The 17,598-nt window shown below is 63.8% G+C and carries 13 protein-coding genes and 2 pseudogenes; 6 read left to right on the top strand and 9 right to left on the bottom strand.

The window, feature by feature from the left end; all coding sequences use genetic code 11:
- Nucleotides 1-2: 2 nt before the first annotated feature.
- The 3 genes from HAHE_RS14940 (at nt 3) to HAHE_RS14950 (ending at nt 4,703) form a co-directional block, all read left to right on the top strand.
- Nucleotides 3-878: a hypothetical protein gene (locus HAHE_RS14940; protein WP_338685532.1), complete on the top strand. Its 876-nt coding sequence runs from the start codon at nt 3-5 to the stop codon at nt 876-878.
- Nucleotides 879-946: 68 nt separating this feature from the next.
- The gene (locus HAHE_RS14945; protein ID WP_338685534.1) at nt 947-2,605 is read left to right on the top strand and encodes an alanine/glycine:cation symporter family protein; all 1,659 of its coding nucleotides are present in this window, start codon (nt 947-949) and stop codon (nt 2,603-2,605) included.
- A gap of 31 nt (nt 2,606-2,636) precedes the next feature.
- Complete coding sequence (locus HAHE_RS14950) at nt 2,637-4,703, top strand: ATP-dependent helicase (protein WP_338685536.1); 2,067 nt, start codon at nt 2,637-2,639, stop codon at nt 4,701-4,703.
- A gap of 8 nt (nt 4,704-4,711) precedes the next feature.
- Here the strand turns inward: HAHE_RS14950 and HAHE_RS14955 are convergent, their stop codons facing one another.
- The 6 genes and pseudogenes from HAHE_RS14955 to coaD all read right to left on the bottom strand — a co-directional run bounded on the left by HAHE_RS14955 (nt 4,712) and on the right by coaD (nt 9,538).
- Complete coding sequence (locus HAHE_RS14955) at nt 4,712-5,251, bottom strand: DUF4136 domain-containing protein (RefSeq protein WP_338685537.1); 540 nt, start codon at nt 5,249-5,251, stop codon at nt 4,712-4,714.
- 55 nt (nt 5,252-5,306) lie between these two features.
- Nucleotides 5,307-7,133, bottom strand: coding sequence for a carbon starvation protein A (locus tag HAHE_RS14960; protein ID WP_338685538.1), 1,827 nt, complete (start codon nt 7,131-7,133; stop codon nt 5,307-5,309).
- Between the two features lie 58 nt (nt 7,134-7,191).
- On the bottom strand, nt 7,192-7,806 hold the full coding sequence (locus tag HAHE_RS21765) for a hypothetical protein (protein ID WP_425511003.1): 615 nt from the start codon (nt 7,804-7,806) through the stop codon (nt 7,192-7,194).
- A 144-nt stretch (nt 7,807-7,950) separates the two neighbouring features.
- A pseudogene (locus HAHE_RS21770) lies at nt 7,951-8,667 on the bottom strand (Na/Pi symporter); the annotation flags it as partial.
- Between the two features lie 73 nt (nt 8,668-8,740).
- Nucleotides 8,741-8,983, bottom strand: a pseudogene (locus HAHE_RS21775) (hypothetical protein); the annotation flags it as partial.
- A 63-nt stretch (nt 8,984-9,046) separates the two neighbouring features.
- Entirely contained in the window at nt 9,047-9,538 is a 492-nt protein-coding gene (gene coaD / locus HAHE_RS14975) for a pantetheine-phosphate adenylyltransferase (protein WP_338685540.1), read from the bottom strand.
- A 96-nt stretch (nt 9,539-9,634) separates the two neighbouring features.
- On the opposite strand from coaD, the gene HAHE_RS14980 reads away from it, so the two are divergent.
- Entirely contained in the window at nt 9,635-10,735 is a 1,101-nt protein-coding gene (locus HAHE_RS14980) for a metal-dependent hydrolase (RefSeq protein WP_338685541.1), read from the top strand.
- Nucleotides 10,736-10,845: 110 nt separating this feature from the next.
- Here the strand turns inward: HAHE_RS14980 and HAHE_RS14985 are convergent, their stop codons facing one another.
- Nucleotides 10,846-13,527, bottom strand: a complete 2,682-nt coding sequence (locus tag HAHE_RS14985) for a PVC-type heme-binding CxxCH protein (protein WP_338685543.1) — start codon at nt 13,525-13,527, stop codon at nt 10,846-10,848.
- Nucleotides 13,528-13,671: 144 nt separating this feature from the next.
- Between HAHE_RS14985 and asnS the strand changes: the two genes are divergently transcribed.
- On the top strand, nt 13,672-15,039 hold the full coding sequence (gene asnS / locus HAHE_RS14990; RefSeq protein WP_338685544.1) for an asparagine--tRNA ligase: 1,368 nt from the start codon (nt 13,672-13,674) through the stop codon (nt 15,037-15,039).
- A gap of 50 nt (nt 15,040-15,089) precedes the next feature.
- Nucleotides 15,090-16,379 carry a Gfo/Idh/MocA family oxidoreductase gene (locus tag HAHE_RS14995; protein ID WP_338685545.1) on the top strand — a complete coding sequence of 430 codons (1,290 nt, stop codon included), beginning with the start codon at nt 15,090-15,092 and terminating at the stop codon, nt 16,377-16,379.
- Here HAHE_RS14995 and HAHE_RS15000 read toward each other — a convergent pair.
- On the bottom strand, nt 16,376-17,137 hold the full coding sequence (locus HAHE_RS15000; RefSeq protein WP_338685546.1) for a hypothetical protein: 762 nt from the start codon (nt 17,135-17,137) through the stop codon (nt 16,376-16,378). The two genes, HAHE_RS14995 and HAHE_RS15000, sit on opposite strands and share 4 nt — an antisense overlap.
- 5 nt (nt 17,138-17,142) lie before the next feature.
- On the bottom strand, nt 17,143-17,514 hold the full coding sequence (locus HAHE_RS15005; protein ID WP_338685547.1) for an iron-sulfur cluster assembly accessory protein: 372 nt from the start codon (nt 17,512-17,514) through the stop codon (nt 17,143-17,145).
- Nucleotides 17,515-17,598 lie beyond the last annotated feature (84 nt).

Genomic DNA, 17,598 nt, shown 5'->3' on the forward strand with positions numbered 1-17,598 from the left:
GCTTGATTGTGACCCTCGGATCGGCTGAGGTCGGCTTCATGCTTGGAAAGTCACGATTGCTGGTGAGGCTCGCCGCAGGGCCGGTCATGGTCATGGGGCTCGGTCTGGCGGAGGATACCTATCCGCTTCAGGAGCCGCCGGTGGAAACGCCGCTGGCGGTGGAAACGATTTCGGTCGCCAAGGGCGTGACCACGACCCGGACGGTCGACGGCAAGGTGATGCGGCACACGGCCGACGTCGTCCGCTGGCGGGAGTGGGACCGGACGTTCACCGACGACGCGCTGGGCGGGATCGTCCGCTACCGGATGAAACGGGACGAGATCGCGACCAAGGTGAATGGTGAGGAGTCGAAGACCGACGGGCCGCTGGCGGGCAAGATCGCCTTGGGTCGCAAGACGGGCGCAGGAAACCGGACCTTTTCGCTCAGCGAGAGGACCGCGGTGGGGGATCAGGTCGACGAACTGGTCGCGATGGCGTCGATCGAGAACCGCAACTGGCTGCCCAACCGCCACGTGAAGATCGGCGAGACCTGGGAGTTCACCCCGCAGTTCGTGCGGGCGGCGCTGCGCCGGGACGTGCCGAACTCGGTGGCGGTCGGTCTGGCGGAGTTGGTCGACGTGAAGAAGTTGCCGGACGGCAGCCGCGAGGCGCTTGTGAAACTGGTGATCCGCGGTGGCGGCGAAGCGGCCAAGGGACCGAACAACGTCGTGGGCGCAGAGGGGCTGATTTCCGGCAATCTGACGGTCAATCTGGAGCGTCCGGGAGAGCTCGTCCTTCGGCTCAACGGCACCCTCGTCAGCGAGGCGCAGGTCGGCGACGCCGACAGCATCGCCCGGGTTCCGATTACCCTCCGGTTCGAGTCGAAGCCGCTGAAATAGTCCGCCCCGGGGTGCTGGAGCCCTCTTGCCTTGCCGGCTGGCACGCAAGTTGCCAGCTTCAACCTCACATGACCCGACCTTCGCTTTTCCGCCCTGGCCGCTGGCTCGTTTCGCTGCTCGCCTTCATCACTCTCCAGCTGCCGCTCCTCGCTCAGGAAACGGCGGGAAAGACCCTCGACCAGAAGATCGACGAGGCCTTCAAGTGGGCGACCGGTTGGTTCGTGAACAGCATCTTCTCGAGTATCGAGATCGCCGGCTACGACGTCCTCTGGGTCATCCTCTGGCTCGCGGCGGCCGGTCTGGTATTCACCGTCGCCTTCAAGTTCATCAACATCCGGGCGTTTCCGCTGGCGGTGCGGACGGTCCGGGGCAAGTACAGCCGCAAAGACGATCCGGGCGACGTCACCCACTTCCAGGCCCTGACGGCGGCCGTTTCCGGAACCGTCGGTCTTGGGAACATCGCCGGTGTGGCGATCGGGATCAGCATCGCCGGTCCGGGAGTGGCGTTCTGGCTCTTTCTGAGCGGTTTCCTCGGGATGGCCACCAAGTTCGCCGAGTGCACGCTCGGGGTGAAATACCGGGAGATTGATGAGAAGGGGCAGATCCACGGCGGCGGTATGCAGTACCTCCGGAAAGGATTCGCGGAAAAGGGGCTGGCCCCGGTAGGCGTGATTCTCGCGATCTTGTTCGCGATCTTCTGCGTGTTCGCATCCTTCGGTGGCGGCAACGTTTTCCAGATCAACCAGGCGACCGCCCAGTTGATCAACGTGACCGGCGGGGAGCAAAGTTACTTCTCGGACAAGCAGTGGCTCTTCGGACTCATCGTGGCGATCGCCACGGCGCTGGTGATCATCGGCGGCATCCGCAGCATCGCCCGGGTGACCTCGAAGCTCGTGCCCATGATGTGCGCGGTCTACGTGGTCAGCGCGCTGATCGTCCTGATCGTGAATGCCGGCCACATCCCCGAGGCGATCAACGAGATCGTCCGCGAGGCCTTCAAGCCGCGGGCGGCGGTCACCGGTGGCGTTCTGGCGGCCTTCATCTGGGGCATGCGGCGGGCGACTTTCTCGAACGAGGCCGGCATCGGTTCGGCACCGATCGCGCACTCGGCGGCGAAGACGCGGATGCCGGCTTCCGAAGGCGTGGTCGCCCTGCTCGAGCCGTTCATCGACACGGTGATCGTCTGCTCGATGACCTCGCTGGTGCTCGTGACGACGATGTATTTCGACGGCGATGCCGGAACCTTCGCCGTCAATGGCAATACCTACGAACTGGGTGCGGCCAGCAACAACAGCACCGCGTTCGGCATCGGGATCACCTCGAACGCCTTCGAAACGGTCCATTCGGGCTTCAAGTATGTTCTCTTCGCCTGCGTCCTGCTCTTCGCGTTCTCAACCCTGATCACGTGGAGCTACTACGGCCTGCAGGCGTGGCGCTTCCTGTTCGGCAAGTTCGGCAAGCTGCCGGGCGTGGATCTGAGCTACAAGCTGATCTTCTGCCTGATCATCATCGCGGGTTCCTCCGCCTCGATGGGGAGCGCGGTCGACTTCTCGGATGCCTCGCTGTTCGCCATGAGTATCCCGAACCTGATCGGTGTCTATTTCCTGATGCCGGTCGTGGCGCGGGAGCTCAACAAGTTCATCGACTTCACCCGCAAGGTCGACGACGGCGAAACCGTCCACGAAGCGGCCGATCAGGTCGAGGCAGCGGAGCGGAGCCGCCATTGATCGCGGCCCGCGACCGTCTATTGTTGTCCGCATGGCCCGCGACTACACGCTGCATCGGAAGGCGAGGGCACCGCAGTCGGGGATCGACTACCGGGCCGAGCTGAACGAGGAGCAATTCTCGGCGGTGACCTCACCTCCGGGGCCGGCCTTGGTGATCGCCGGCGCCGGGTCGGGGAAGACGCGCACGCTGACCTACCGCGTGGCGTGGTTGCTCGATCAGGGTGTCGATGCCCGCCATATCCTGCTGCTTACCTTCACCAACAAGGCGGCTCGGGAAATGAGCGAGCGGGTGCGCCAGCTCGTGCCGCACGACGTTTCCGCCCTGTGGGGCGGAACCTTCCACTCGATCGGAAACCGGATCCTTCGCCGCCATGCCGAGGACTTGGGCCTCACCCCGGCATTTTCGATTCTCGACCGCGACGACCAGAAATCTCTGCTGAGTTCGGTGGTCGGCTCGATGGACATTGACACCAAGGTCCGGCGTTTCCCGAAGTCGGAGGTGCTGGCGACCATGTTCAGTCTGGTCGAGAACACCGGGGTCGAACTCAAGGACCTGATCGAGGCGCGCTATCCGTATTTCGAGGACTGGCAGAAGGAAATCGGTGAGGTTCACAAGCGCTACACGAAGCGCAAGCTCGAGACCAACTCGGTCGACTTCGACGACCTGCTGGTTCTGACACTGCGCCTGCTCAAGGAGCAACCTGATCTGCTGGCGCTCTACCGGAAGCGGTTCAGGCACATTCTGGTCGACGAGTATCAGGATACGAACTCGGTGCAGTGCGAGCTGATCGACCTGCTTTCGGCTGACGGCGGCTCGGTGATGGCGGTCGGCGACGACGCCCAGTCGATCTACTCGTGGCGTGGCGCCGACATGGAGAACATCCTGAGTTTTCCCGAGCGCTACCCGGGTTGCCGGGTATTCAAGATCGAGACGAACTACCGCAGCGTGCCCGAAATCCTCGATCTCTCGAATGCCGCGATCCGGGCGAACCGGTCGCGTTTTGAGAAAGACCTCCGGTCGGCCAGGGACCAGCTCGGAGTGAAGCCGGCGCTGGTGCCGCTGGAGGATCCCAGCGTGCAAGCGCGTTTCGTTGCCCAACGCCTGCTCGAGCTTCGGGATGAGGGTGTGCCGCTGGAGGAAATGGCGGTGATCTACCGGGCGCATTTCCAGTCGCTGGAACTGCAGATGGAGCTTACCTCGGCCGGGATTCCCTTCGCAATCACCAGCGGTCTCCGGTTCTTCGAACAGGCCCACATCAAGGACGTCGCGGCCTTCCTGCGCTTCGCCACCAACCGGCGGGACGAGACGAGCTTCAAGCGGATCGCGCTGCTGCTGCCGGGAATCGGGGCGAAGGGAGCGGACAAGCTGTGGTCGGCGTGGCTGGCCACCGGATGGGCGGCCAAGGACGAGCCGCCCGGGTGGTCGGAGGTCCTTGGCGGTCTGAAGGGCGTGCCGAAGAAGGCGGCGAAGCACTGGGAGCAGCTCGGCTACATTTTCGACGAGATGACGCCCGGCGGGGAGTTCGCCAAGCCGTCCGACATGGTCTACAGCGTCCTCGAGGGGATGTACGACGACCACTTGCGGGCGAGCTACGACAACTACGAGAACCGCCGTAGTGACATCGAACAGCTGATGAGCTACGGCATGGGATTCGATGACGTGCTCGAGTTCCTGTCCCAGCTTTCGCTGCTCGGGTCGGCCGACGGAGAACCGACCGGCGACAAGTCGGAACTCGACGCGGAGAAAGTCACGCTTTCCTCGATCCACCAGGCCAAGGGGCTTGAGTGGAAGGCGGTGTTCGTGATCTGGCTCGCCGAGGGCCAGTTCCCCAACGGTCGGGTCATCGAGGCCGATGACGAGGACATGATGGAGGAGGAGCGACGGCTGTTCTACGTCGCCGTCACCCGGGCCAAGGACGAGCTCTATCTCAGCTATCCGCTGATCAATCCGAAGAGCTACACCGGCGATGTCATCCAGCGCCCGTCTCGCTTCCTCGACGACTTTCCGAAGGAGATGGTCGAGGAATGGCGGGTCGGCTCCTCATGGGAAGAGCCGGACTGGGATGAGAGGGACGACGAGGTCGACGAACCTTTCTGATAAGATGGTCAGCCGAAGAAGTCGGCCAGAGCCTCGTTGACCGCCGCCTGGATTCGGGCCGAACGGGTGCTGTTCGAGGCGCCGCGAACCACGTCGCCGGTCGCGATGCCGCGGTAGATGTGCTCGCTGGTTCGGGCGTCGATCACGTCGACCACGATTCCCGCGCGCTCGAAGTAGTCCGGGCGCTTGCCCTCGACCGTGCCGAGGACGTGGGCGCGGTCGGTGATCGATTCGGCACCGCGGCCGTAGCCGAAGTAGTCGTCATACTGGGCGGTCATTCCCGGTTCCTGATAAATCACCAGGTAGGCGACGATCAGGTCGGAGCTGCCGTCGCTGAACCTCATGCCCTTCGAGCGGAAGGTGCCGGCGATCGAATTCTGGATCATCCCGTGAACCGCCTGCTCGGTGGCGGACCCGTTGGATGCTTTCGGGTCTTTGGCCACGAGACGTGCCGAGGTGTAGCCCTGGCTCGTGCCCTTCGGCATGTCGATGGATGCACAGGAGGCGAAGACCAGAACGGGCAGCAGGGTGAGGATGGATTTGAGCATGCCACGGACTACCAAGCGTGCCGGGTCGGGGCAATGATGGAGCGCGCCGACTGGCTCAGTCGTGGGCGAGGGCGGACGATTCCAGCATGCCTTTCGCCTTCGGCCATGCCGCGGCGGCCTCGGCGACGATCCAGCCCTCGAGGACCAGCGTGGCGATACCGAAGAAGCCGAGCAGGTAGTTGGGCTTCTCGCCGGTGATCCATGAACCGGGTCCGGCGAAGAACAGTTGGGTGATCATCGCGGCGGCCGGAAGCACCAGCATGAAGACCGCAGGAATGGCGACGAACCAGATCGGGATATTGCGTCGCCACATCCAGAACAGGATCACGAGGAAGGCGAGCCCTCCGAGCAGCTGGTTGGTGGCGCCGAAAAGCGGCCACAGGATCATCCCGCCTTTGCCGAGTTCGCCCAACTCCCACGGTTTCCCCGGGGCGGGCAGGGCGGCGATGGCGCCGGCGATGATCACCGCGAAAATCGTGGCGGCGTGCTTGTTGGTCAGCGGCTTGATGCGAACGGCGGCCGCGAGTTCCTGGGTGACGTAGCGTTGCAGGCGGCAGGCCGAGTCGAGGGTGGTGGCGGCGAAGGACGCGACGAACACGCCCATCAGCGCGACGGCGAATTCCGGCTTGAGATGAAGCGCCTTGAGGAAGTTGGCGCTGCCGTCGACGAACGCCCCGACTTTGGCGGCCAGTCCGCCCGCCGATTGCCAGCTGGCATAGCGTGCCTGGTAGGCGGCTTCGCCGACAAGAGTGTTGCCGGTGGCCTTGCCGTCGACCATTTCCGGAATGCCGAGGCCGAGGCCGGCAACGCAGGCGAGGATGACCAGCACCGCGAGGAAGCCTTCGGTAAGCATCGAGCCGTAGCCGACCATCTGGGCGTCGCTCTCGGACTTCAGTTGTTTGGATGAGGTGCCGGAGGAGACGAGGCAGTGGAATCCGGAGATCGCGCCGCAGGCGATGGTGATGAACAGGAAGGGAAACAGATAGGGCGCCCCGGCGGGGGCGTTGTCGCCGGCCCTGATCGGCTCCGCGACGATCTCCAGCGCCTGTTTGTCAGGTCCGAATCCGAAGAGGCCCGCGACGACCAAACCGAGCACCACCATGCCGAGGGCGGACAGGAGTTGGAGCGAGTTGATGTAATCGCGCGGTTGCAGGAGCACCCACACCGGCAGCACCGAGGCGATGTAGGAGTAGATCAACAGGATCGCGACCCAGCCGATGATCGGCAGCCCGGCGAGAGCGGTGTTGAAGGCATGGAGGAATCCCCAGTCGCCGAACCATACGGTGACGTACATCAGTCCGAGGGCGAGGATCGACGGCAGCATCAGGGAGATGCCTTTGCGGTGGAGCCACAGGCCGATCACGACCGCGATCGGGATCTGGATCAGACAGGGGAAGATCGAGGCCGGGAACATCCGGAACACCGCGGCGATCACCAGCCCGAAGATCGCCAGCACGATGGTCAGGGCGAGGAAGAGGATGGAGAGGAAGAGGATGCGGGCGCGGGGCGCGAGCACGCGGCCCGAGATGTCGCCCACCGTCTGGCCGCGGTTGCGCATGGAGACCACCAGCGAGCCGAAGTCATGAACCGCTCCGATAAAGATCGAGCCGAACAGCACCCAGAGCAGCGCCGGCACCCATCCCCAGATCACCGCGAGGGCGGGGCCGACGATCGGGCCGGTGCCGGCGATGGACGTGAAGTGGTGGCCGAATACGACGCCCTTGGAGGTCGGCACGTAGTCATTGCCGTCTTCCAGTTCGATCGACGGCGGGACGCGGTCGGGATCGAGACGGAAAATCTTCCGGGCCAGCCAGCGGCCGTAGGTGTGGTAGGCGACGAGGTAGAGAACCAGCGAGCCGAGCGCGATAAGGAGCGTAAGCATGGGTTTCCCTACAAGTGTCGCGACCGGGCGCGGCTGTCACGCCCGGATGTGACACCGGTCAGGCGTCGGCGCGGGCGCCCATGCCGGTCTCCTCGGAACGCTCGGCGGCCTGGATGATGTTGAGCGCGTGGTTGCCGACCGCCTCGAGATGGTTGTTGATCTCGGTGTAGAGCATCTCGGTCGGCACATCCGCCCCGGACTGCATCCGCCGGACCGCGCCCTTGTTGTGCTGCTTGCGAAGCCGGTCGATCCGGTCCTCAAGCTGGTTGGCGTTGTCGAACATCTCGCCGGTGATTCCCGACAGGGAGTTGGAGCACATGTCGGGAATCGCGCGGACCTGGGTGCAGATCGCGTTCAGTTCCCGGTGCTGGTCTTCGGTGAAGTCGCGCCCTTTCTCGTACTTCCGCTGGACGATCTTCACCAGCCTGTAGATCCGGTCGGTGGCTTCCTCGTGCTCCGAGACGACGCGGAGCATCGATGTGATGCGCCCGGCATTGCCCGGGCCGATCTCGTGAGACGAACACTGGATCAGGTAGGAGGTGATGTCGTGCAGCATCTCGTCGCACTCGTCCTCCATCTCCTTGAGGGCCGCCACCTCCGTGGACAGGTCCACGCCCGGTTGGTTGAGCACGTGGACGAAGCCGTCGAACATCCGGGAGGTCAGGTCGTTCATCCGCCGCGTGGCGGTCTCCGCCTCGGCCACGTTCAGTTCGCCGAGGTCGACCAGTCCTTGCGAGATGTACTGGAGCCGGTTCTCGCCGGCGGTCGGGGTTTTCTCGCGCACCCACCATTCCACGAGCCGGGCGATCTGGGGGACAAAGGCCACAAGCAGGCAGATGTTCGCCAGATTGAAGGCGGAATGGAAAATCGCGGTCGCGAAGGCGATCTCCGACTTCTGGAAGTCGGACTTGGCGGAGCGCATGCCTTCAGGAAGCGCCTCGGCGACATTCCAGGCGATGGCGGTGAACGGGACGAACACGATCAGCATCCAGATCACGCCGATCACGTTGAAGGTGAAGTGTGCCCGCGCCGCCCGTTTGGCGTGGACGTTGGCGCCGAGGGATGCCAGCCATGCGGTGACCGTGGTGCCGATGTTTTCACCAAGAACGATGGCCGCCGAGTTGCGGAACACGAGGAGCGGATCGGAGACGTCGCCAAGCCAGCCGTTGAGGGCGCAGGTGATGGTGATCGCCATCGCCGCCGACGACGACTGGACCAGCAGGGTCAGGATGATGCCGCCGACCAGATACAACAGGGTGGAAGCGAAGCCGCGGCCTCCCATCCACGTCACGATGTCGCGGATCGCCTCCGCGGTTCCGGGGTCTGTCTTGATCAGGTCCTTGAGATCGGGAACCGAGTCCTTAAGCAGCCCGAGTCCGAAGAACACGAGACCGAAGCCGAGCAGGGGTTCTCCCCAGCTCTTCGCCTTGTCCTTGCCGATAAAGACGAAAGGCAGGCCGATGCCGATCATCGGCAGGGCGATGGCCGAAACGCTGAATTTTCCGACGAAAGCGACGATCCAGGCGGTGATGGTGGTGCCGAGATTGGCCCCCCATGATGACCCCGATCGACTGGAGCAGGGTCAACAGGCCTGCATTGACGAAGGACACGACCAGCACGGTCGTGGCCGAGGACGATTGGACCAGCGAGGTCGTGAAGAAGCCGGTCGCGACGCCGCTGAAGCGGTTGCCGGTGAGTCCGGAGGGGGCCTGGCGGAGGCGTTTGCCGGCGACCCGCTGGACGGCCTCCGACATGATTTTCATCCCGAAAAGGAAGACTCCGAGGGCTCCAAGCACCTGGAGGAGACCGAAAACGACGGAGGAAGTGGTGATCGAGGCGAGAAGCGGCATGGATTTGTGACGAAACCGTCACAATCGGCTCCGGTGGGCGAGCAAAATCCGCCACTCCGGGGGTCAGTCCGCCAGTTGTCCTCCCAAGGCCTCGAAAACCGGAGCCGGGACATAGCGGCGGACCGTGTCCTGCCAGCCGGTCGGGCCGATCAGGGACTTCACCATGCTCGACGAGACTTCGGCGATGTCGCGCGGGGGCATGAGGAAGGTCGTGGTGATCGTCGGGGCGAGGTCGGCGTTGATGTGGCGCATGACCCGCTCGTACTCGTAGTCATCGGGTCCACGGATGCCTCGGAGGATGAAGGTCGCGTCCTGCTCCTTGGCGTAGTCGACCAGATAGCGGTTGTCGAAGTGGGCGATCCCCAGCCGTTCGCAGGCGGGGACCGACGCCTTGAGCAGCCGCAGGCGTTCCTCGACCGAGAACGTGTAGCTCTTCGACGGGTTGTTGCCGATCGCGACGATCAGACGGTCGAACAGTTCGAGCCCGCGCTCGATCATCCACAGGTGACCGTTGGTCGGGGGGTCGAACGAGCCGGCGTAAACCGCGGTGCGCATGGGCGGAGTCTCCGGCTTCGGGTTTCAACATTCAAGAACCATGCCTGTCGGGCTTTTTGACTTGGCGGGAAGGGCGGGTCGGGAAGATTGGCGGCAGTGGATTCGATCACTCAGGCGGCGCTGGGCGCTACGGTTGGCGCTTTGGTCCTCGGTAGGAAACTGGGCCGCCCGGCGATCGGGTGGGGTGCGCTTTTCGGCACCTTGCCGGACCTCGACGCGCTGGTGACACCGTTTCTCGATACGGCTTGGGACCTTCGGCTGCACCGCGGTTTCACGCATTCGTTGCTGTGTCTGCTGTTGGTGTCCTTCGGCCTCGCGAAGCCATTGGCGAAGCGATGGAAGAAGCAGAAGGTCACGCCGCAAAGGGCGGGAACGTTCGTGTTTCTCGCATGGTCGACGCATATCCTCATCGACTGCTTCACCGTCTATGGCACCCAGGTTCTGTGGCCGTTCTCGATGCATCCGGTGTCCTTCGACAACCTGTTCATCATCGATCCGCTCTTCACGTTGCCGATGCTGGTGGCGGTTGTGTGGGGGCTATTCATCGACGCCAAGAAGTGGAAAAAGGGCGTCGGAATCAGGATGACCTCCGTTTGCCTTCTGATCTCAGGCCTCTATGTCGGCCTGAGCTTCTGGGCGAAGCATGCCGTGTCGTCGGCCTTCGAGCGCGATTTGGCCCGGCGGGGGATCGGCTACGAGCGGCGGATGGAGACGCCCGCGCCGTTTTCGATCCTGCTCTGGCGGGGGGTCGTCGATCGTGGCGACGAGTTCTGGATCGGCTACCGGTCGATCTTCGACGGAGACGCGCCGGTGAGGTGGACGATTTTCACCGCGAGGAAGGACGCGGGTGAAATCATGGAGTCGCCCACCGTCGGAGCGGTCGAGCGTTTCTCGAAGGGTTGGATGATCGCTCGGGGAACCAAGGGAGGAGTTTGGTTGATGGATCTCCGGTTCGGCGAGTACCGCGAGTGGGACAAGCGGGGGCTGGAGCTTCGACCGGGATTTGCCGCGTGGGAGTATCGTCCCGAGAGCCGCGGAGATCCGATGAAGTCGACGGCGGCCGAGCGCGACGAGAAGGCCGAAATGCTGCGCCGCATGTGGGCACGCATCTGCGGAGATATCGAAGGCTGGGAGGCGAAGCCGCGCCTGATCGGAAACCCTAGCGTCCCGCAGGAGTATCTGGGGACGGTGGAATAGTGAGTCTTCCGCTGCGAACGGCCGTGGAAGTTGGATGGCGGCTGAGCCCTGACTGCATCGGAGGACCCGGGGGCGCTCAGCCCTACCTTTCCGCTCAGCCCTGACTTCCGTCAGTATCCCTTGAGCCACTCGACAAGGTCCGCCACGTCTTGGGCGCTCAGTCCGAGTTGATCGGCGTTGAGCATCAGCGAGCGGTTCATGTGCTGGCGCGACTTGATCCGGTTCTTAGGCACCATCTGGGTCAGGCCGCCGGTTGCGGTGATGACCAAGGGGTTGCCGTCAGAAATCACCAGACCGTCGATCCACTTTCCGTCCTTGAGTTCGATCGCGGTTCCCTCGAAGCCATGGGCGATGTCGGCCGACGGATCGATGATCGCACGGATCGCCATCTGCTCACCTTGACGTGAGACCCAACCCCGAAGGTCCGGTCCATAATGGGGCCCGAGGTCATTGACGTGGTGGCACATCGTGCACCGTGCGGCGAGGGTCTTGCCCCGTGCGGCGTCGCCTTTGAGTTTCATCACGTCCTGTTCCCCGAACTTGGTGCTGGCCGGCTTGCCCGGCATGATGACTTCGGTCAGCTCGACTTTGGAGGGGTCGTAGATGCCGGTCTCCTTGAGTTTCTTGTTCAGGTCGAACTTCGCCCAGTCGCCGGTGCCGCGCGTGAACAGCCAGCGCATCGCCTCGGGCTTGGACGGGGAGTCTTCCGAAATCAGCGCGAAGAGGGCGTCCGGAGCGGCGGGGTCGTCGATGAAGGAAATCGATTCGACCGCGAAATCGCGCTGCTCCTTGGTCAGCGAATTGGCCGAGGCACGCTTCTTCAGCGCGTCGATCGCGGTGGTCGGCCAGAGACGCCAAGTCAGCTTGGCGAACTGGTCGTTCCACGTCAGCGGGTCGCCCGGTGACAGGGCGTCGCGCATGGCGTTCCACACGGCCGGCTCCTGATTCTCGGCGCCGAGGCCGATCGCCTCGAGGTAGTTCTTGTCCTTTCCGTCCCAGCCTTTCGCGACCTCGATCAGGACCGGAGCCGCCTTGTCGGCGGGAAGGCCGCGCATCGCCAGTGCCGCGTCGCGGCGGAGGGCGGGGGAGGGATCCTTGGCGAGCGTCTGGGCGATCGAGTAGACGTCCTTGCCCGCACGCTTCAGTGCCCGAAAGGCAACGAGGCGGGTGGACGCTTTGTCGGACTTCAGCAGTTCCTCACATTTCGCGGTTCCTCCGGCACCGAGGTAGGGCAACAGCCAGATGCCGCGGGCGGCGATCCACGGATCCGGGTCGCCGAGCAGCGCGGTGACCGCCGGCAGGGCTTCCGCGCCTTTCTTGCGGAGGGCGTCGAAGCCGGTCCAGCGGACGTTGGGGGCCGGGCTCCGAAGCGCGGCGATGGCGCCCTCGACAGTAGCGAGGTCGATCTTCGGGTTCACCGGTTTGAAACCCTTCGGAGCGATGCGGTAGATCGTGCCCGAGCAGGAGTCGTCGAGGTCGGCGTGCCCACCGACGCGGGGGTCGAACCAGTCGGTCACGTAGATCGCACCATCCGCTCCGACCGCCACATCGGACGGGCGGAAGAGCTTGGGATCGGTCGTACCCTCCTCGTTGCCTTTGGCACGACCGCCGCCGACGAAGTCCGAGCCGACGAACTTGCCGTCGAGGTTGGAGTTCATCCAGTTCTTGCGCTCCATCTTGTAGGCAGCGCCCTGAACCTCGGGTTGGTAGCTGAAGATGACGTTACGACCGGCCTCGCAGCTGAGGAAGGTGCCGGCGGCATCCTTGCCCAGCGCTCCGTTCTCGTAGAACACGACACCCGTCGGGGAGCCGCCGCCGTAGATGTCGCCGACATCGAAGGTGCCGGGATCGTCCTGGCGCCAGTGGGCCCGTCCATGGTCCTGACCCGGGCGCTTGACCGTGCGGTATGACTTTCCGCCGCGGGTGAAATACCCAGCAGACCCGAACTCAAGGACATACGAGTTCCGGCAGGCCGGCGGGTCGTCGTTGTCGTTCTGGAACAGCTCGCCGAAAGAGTTTACGGCGTGCTCGTAGGAGTTGCGGTAGCCATGCCCGATGATCTCGACCGCGGTGCCGTCGGGATTCATCCGTGCCGAGAAGCCCGAAGTCCACTTGAAGCCGTCGTCGCTGACCTTGCCCAACTCGCTGTGGCTCGGCACGAACCAGTCGCCTCCTCCGCCCCGGTAGTCGCCATAGCAGGTGAAGGTCTTGCCCGACTTGTCGGTGAAGATCGCGCCGCAATTGCCGTTGTTGAAGTACCACTTGCCGTCGGGCCCGCCGGTCACCGAGTGGAGCGAGTGGTCATGGTTGCGGGCATTGAATCCGGTGAGCAGGACCTCGCGTTTGTCGGTCGCCGGGTCGAATTTCAGGTCGCGGTTGACGTCGGTGTAGACGATCAGGTCTGGCGGTTGGGAGACGACCACAACGTTGTCGAAGACCGCCACGCCCAGCGGTGCGACGAGGCCCTTTTCCTGAACGAAGGTGTGCGAGCTGTCGGCCTTGCCGTCGCCGTCGGTGTCCTGCAACACGGCAATCCGGTCGCCTCCCGGGCGACGGCCGTTGTGGCGCCGGTAGTTGACGCCCTCGGCGACCCAGATCCGCCCTGCGGCGTCGATGTCGAGGTTGGTCGGATTGAAAAGATCGGGGGTCGACGCCCAAACGGTCACCTCAAGGCCGTCGGGAACCTGGAACGCTTGCGGGGCAACCTTTTCGGCGGGTTTCGGGGCTTGCCAGTCGGCGCCGGCGAGAGGGGTCGCGGTCGCGAGGCAGAGAATCAGGTGGCGTCGGTTCATGTTGGAAAGAAATGCTACGGGGCCGGGGGGGTGTTCCTTGCCCCGCTGACGTGAAAGATCAACGCCGGAGCCTTGGCGAGTTTGTCAACCGGAGGGCGACTGCCGGGGCTTGCGGGAGTCGGGAGCGCTGTCTTAATCGCGGGCATGCGAACATTGATCCGTGATCTGCTGGGTGCCACCGAGGCGTCCGACTCGATCGTTGCCGGCGGCTGGGTGCGGACCCGCCGTGACTCCAAGGCCTTTTCCTTCCTCGAAATCAATGACGGCTCGTGCCTCGGGAACTTGCAGGTGATCGTCGACCATGGGATTCCCGGATCCGACGACCTCCACGACATGACCACGGGCGCCTCGGTGCAGGTGGAGGGTCGACTGGTGGCGTCCCAAGGCGGGAACCAAGCGTGGGAGGTGCAGGCGACGTCGGTTCGGCTGCTCGGCAAGGCGCCTGAGGACTTTCCACTCCAGAAAAAGGGGCACTCGCCCGAGTTCCTGCGTTCAATCGCCCATTTGCGGCCGCGGACGAACCTCTACGGTGCGATGTTCCGGATCCGCAGCCGGATGAGTTTCGCGGTGCACCGCTTTTTCCAGGAACGCGCTTTCCACTACATTCACACGCCCATCATCACCGCCAGCGACTGCGAGGGGGCAGGGGAGATGTTCCGGGTGACCACGCTCGATCCGACCTCCGGAAAGAAGCAGGACTACAGCGGAGACTTTTTCGAGAAAGCCACCCACCTGACGGTTTCGGGGCAACTCGAGGGCGAGACCTTTGCCTGCGCGCTGGGCCAGATCTACACCTTCGGCCCCACGTTCCGCGCCGAGAATTCCAACACCTCGAGGCACGCCGCCGAGTTCTGGATGATCGAGCCCGAGATGGCGTTCTGCGATCTCGAGGGCGACATGGATCTGGCGGAGGAAATGGTGAAGTATCTGGTCGCCGAGGCGTTGGAGAATCAGGATGGGGACCTATCGATCTTCGAGAAGTTCATCGATAAGGGCCTCCGGCAGAGGCTCGAGTTCGTCGCCGCGAATCCGTTTGAGCGGATTTCCTACACCGATGCGGTGGAGATTCTCCAGAAATCGGGCAGGGAGTTCGAGTATCCGGTGGAATACGGGCACAACCTGCAGAGCGAGCACGAGCGCTGGCTGACCGAGGAGCACTTCAAGCGGCCGGTGACGGTTTTCAACTACCCGAAGGAGATCAAGCCCTTCTACATGAGGCTGAACGACGATGACCGGACGGTAACCGCGATGGACCTGCTGGTGCCCGGAATCGGCGAGATCGTCGGCGGTAGCCAGCGGGAGGAGCGGTTGGACGTCTTGCAGGCCAATATGGAGCGTCACGAGCTGTCGCTCGAGGATTACGGTTGGTATGTCGATACCCGGCGTTTCGGCACCGTGCCCCACGCCGGATTCGGGATGGGTTTCGAGCGCCTGCTGATGTTCGTGACGGGCATGCAGAACATCCGGGACGTGATCCCCTTCGCCCGGACCCCCGGTCACTGCGAATTCTGAGCATTTCAGGATGGAAGGATGCCCCGCTCCAAGGCGTAGTGGGCTCATCCATGAATCAAGAGTCCACATCTCCCGACCGTCGTACCTTCCTCAAGACCGGCTCGCTGGTGGCAGCAGCCTCGTCGGTGCCTTCCCTTCTCCACGCCCAGGCCGGGGGTGGTGACGAGATCAAGATCGCGCTGGTTGGCTGCGGTGGGCGCGGAACCGGTGCTGCGGCCCAGTCGCTGAATGTTCCCGGAACCCGACTGGTGGCTCTGGCGGACGCCTTTCCTGACAATGCGGATAGCGCCCATGACCGCCTCAAGGGGCAGTTCAAGGACCGCGTCGATGTCCCGACGAGTCGGAGGTTCTCCGGATTCGATGCCTACAAGCAGGCCATCGATGCCGCGGATGTGGTGCTGCTTTGCACGCCCCCCGGGTTCCGCCCGACCCACTTCGAATACGCGGTCGCACAGGGGAAGCACGTCTTTATGGAAAAGCCGGTGGCGGTCGACGGTCCCGGCATTCGTAAGGTGATCGAAGCTGCGAAGGAGGCGGACCGCAAGAAGCTCAGCGTCGTGTGCGGACTGCAGCGCCGCTATCAGAAGAGCTATCTCGCGACGCTTGAGCAGATCAAGGAAGGCAAGATTGGGGACTTCGTGTCCTCCCAAGTCTACTGGGTCAGCGGCGGCGTATGGGTGCGGGATCGTAAGCCGAACATGACCGAGATGGAGTATCAGATGCGCAACTGGTACTACTTCAACTGGATCTGCGGTGACCACATCGCCGAGCAACACATTCACAACATCGACGTCAGCAACTGGTTCAAGGGCGAGCACCCGGTCAAGGCGGTCGGGATGGGAGGTCGCTCGCAGCGCGTGGGTCCCGAGTTTGGTGAGATCTTCGACCACCACTACGTCGAGTTCGTTTACAAGGACGGCACTGTGATGAACTCGCAGTGCCGCCACTGGCGCAATGCCTGGTCGCGGGTGAGCGAGATCGTTGCCGGCAGCGAGGGCACCGCCTACCCGGGTATGATCAAGGACCGGAAGGGCAAGATCATCTGGCGCTTCAAGGGACCGGACAACCAGCCGTATCAGGAAGAGCACAATGTGCTGTATGACCGGATCCGGTCCGGTAATCCGATCAACAACGCCCTCTACACCGCCGAAGCTACGCTCACGACCATCCTCGGCCGCATGGCAACCTACTCCGGCCAGGAAGTCACGTGGGAGCAGGCGCTGAATTCCGATGTCGACACGATGCCGACCACGCTCGCTTGGGATGCGGATCCGGGTCCGAAGCCGGGGCCGGACGGCCTCTACCCGTGCCCCGTGCCCGGGAAAGGGAAGTACTTCTAAGGTTCCTCTGGCGCCGCTTCCGTCGGGAAGACCGGGAAGCGGCAGCCGGGATTCAGTTCCTCGGGCGCGATGATCGTGAACCGATGGTTGGTGCCGACTTGGTATTCGCCAGTCGCGATTGGAACCACCGTGAGCTGAACTAGCGGCGAATCGCCACTGGTGTCACGGTCGACGTGTAGGAGCATCGCGCAGTTGGGCACCTTGGCGACATGGAGGGTGTCGCCGGGCTGGAACCAATCGGCCGCGACCGAGTTCCGGGTAGGGAACAGGTAGTCAAGCGTCACCGGCCAAGGGGCGGCCTCGGTGAACTCGTCCGGCCGGACCATGGCCCGGGCGCGAACCGCGAATCCGTCTGAGAAGAGATCTCCTTCATCCAATCGCCGGACGTGGGTGACCTTGAAATCGCCCTCCACATACTGGATCAGGCCCAGCTCTCCCAAGCTGGTGAGATAATTTCGCATCAGGGCCCGGTTCAGGCGGGCGGTCGAGGCTTCGTCGAGGTCGGCATACCGACGATAGAGGGCCCGGGGATCGGCGGCCTCTCCCGGAGGCGCTTCCTGGAGGTCGAAACCCACGCCGGGACTCTGCCGGCCGAGCTTCTTGAGAATCTCGTAGTTCTTCGGGATTTCCGGGTGTCCGAAGACATGGAGGCAAAGGACCCAGCTCAGCACGGCCAGGCAGGCTGCGATCACATTGGCCAGCGTCCACCAATAGAAGTGGGGCTTTCGCCAGCGGCGGGGTTCGGACTTCGAGGCCATCTGGTTCAGTTCCCGCACTCCTCGATCTCCGAGGGATCGAGCGGGGGCTCTCCTGCATCTTCGAAGGAGGTTCCGCAGCCGCAGGAACGGGCTGCCCGCGGGTTGTTGATTCGGAACCCGGCGTCGGAGAGGGAGTCGACGTAGTCAACCTCGCAACCATCAAGTCGGTCCACACTGTCGGCCGCCACGATCACTCGTCCGCCTTCGAACTCGGATATCCGGTCACCGTCCTCGGCTTCACCGATTCCCATCTCATACTGCCAGCCGGCGCATCCGCCCTTGCGGACCGCGAGGCGCAATCCCTCGTCGGGCCCCGCACCCTTGCTTTCAAGGAGCTGACGGAGTGCTTTGGCGGCTGGATCGCTGATGCGGATCATGTCGCGACACTGATACGGGGGGAGGGGGCGGGTGCGAGGAAAAATTCGCCGCTTTGGCGCTTGGGGTCGGGGCGGGCGAGGCTT

The sequence above is a fragment of the Haloferula helveola genome, assembly GCF_037076345.1.
GTDB classification, from domain to species: domain Bacteria; phylum Verrucomicrobiota; class Verrucomicrobiia; order Verrucomicrobiales; family Akkermansiaceae; genus Haloferula; species Haloferula helveola.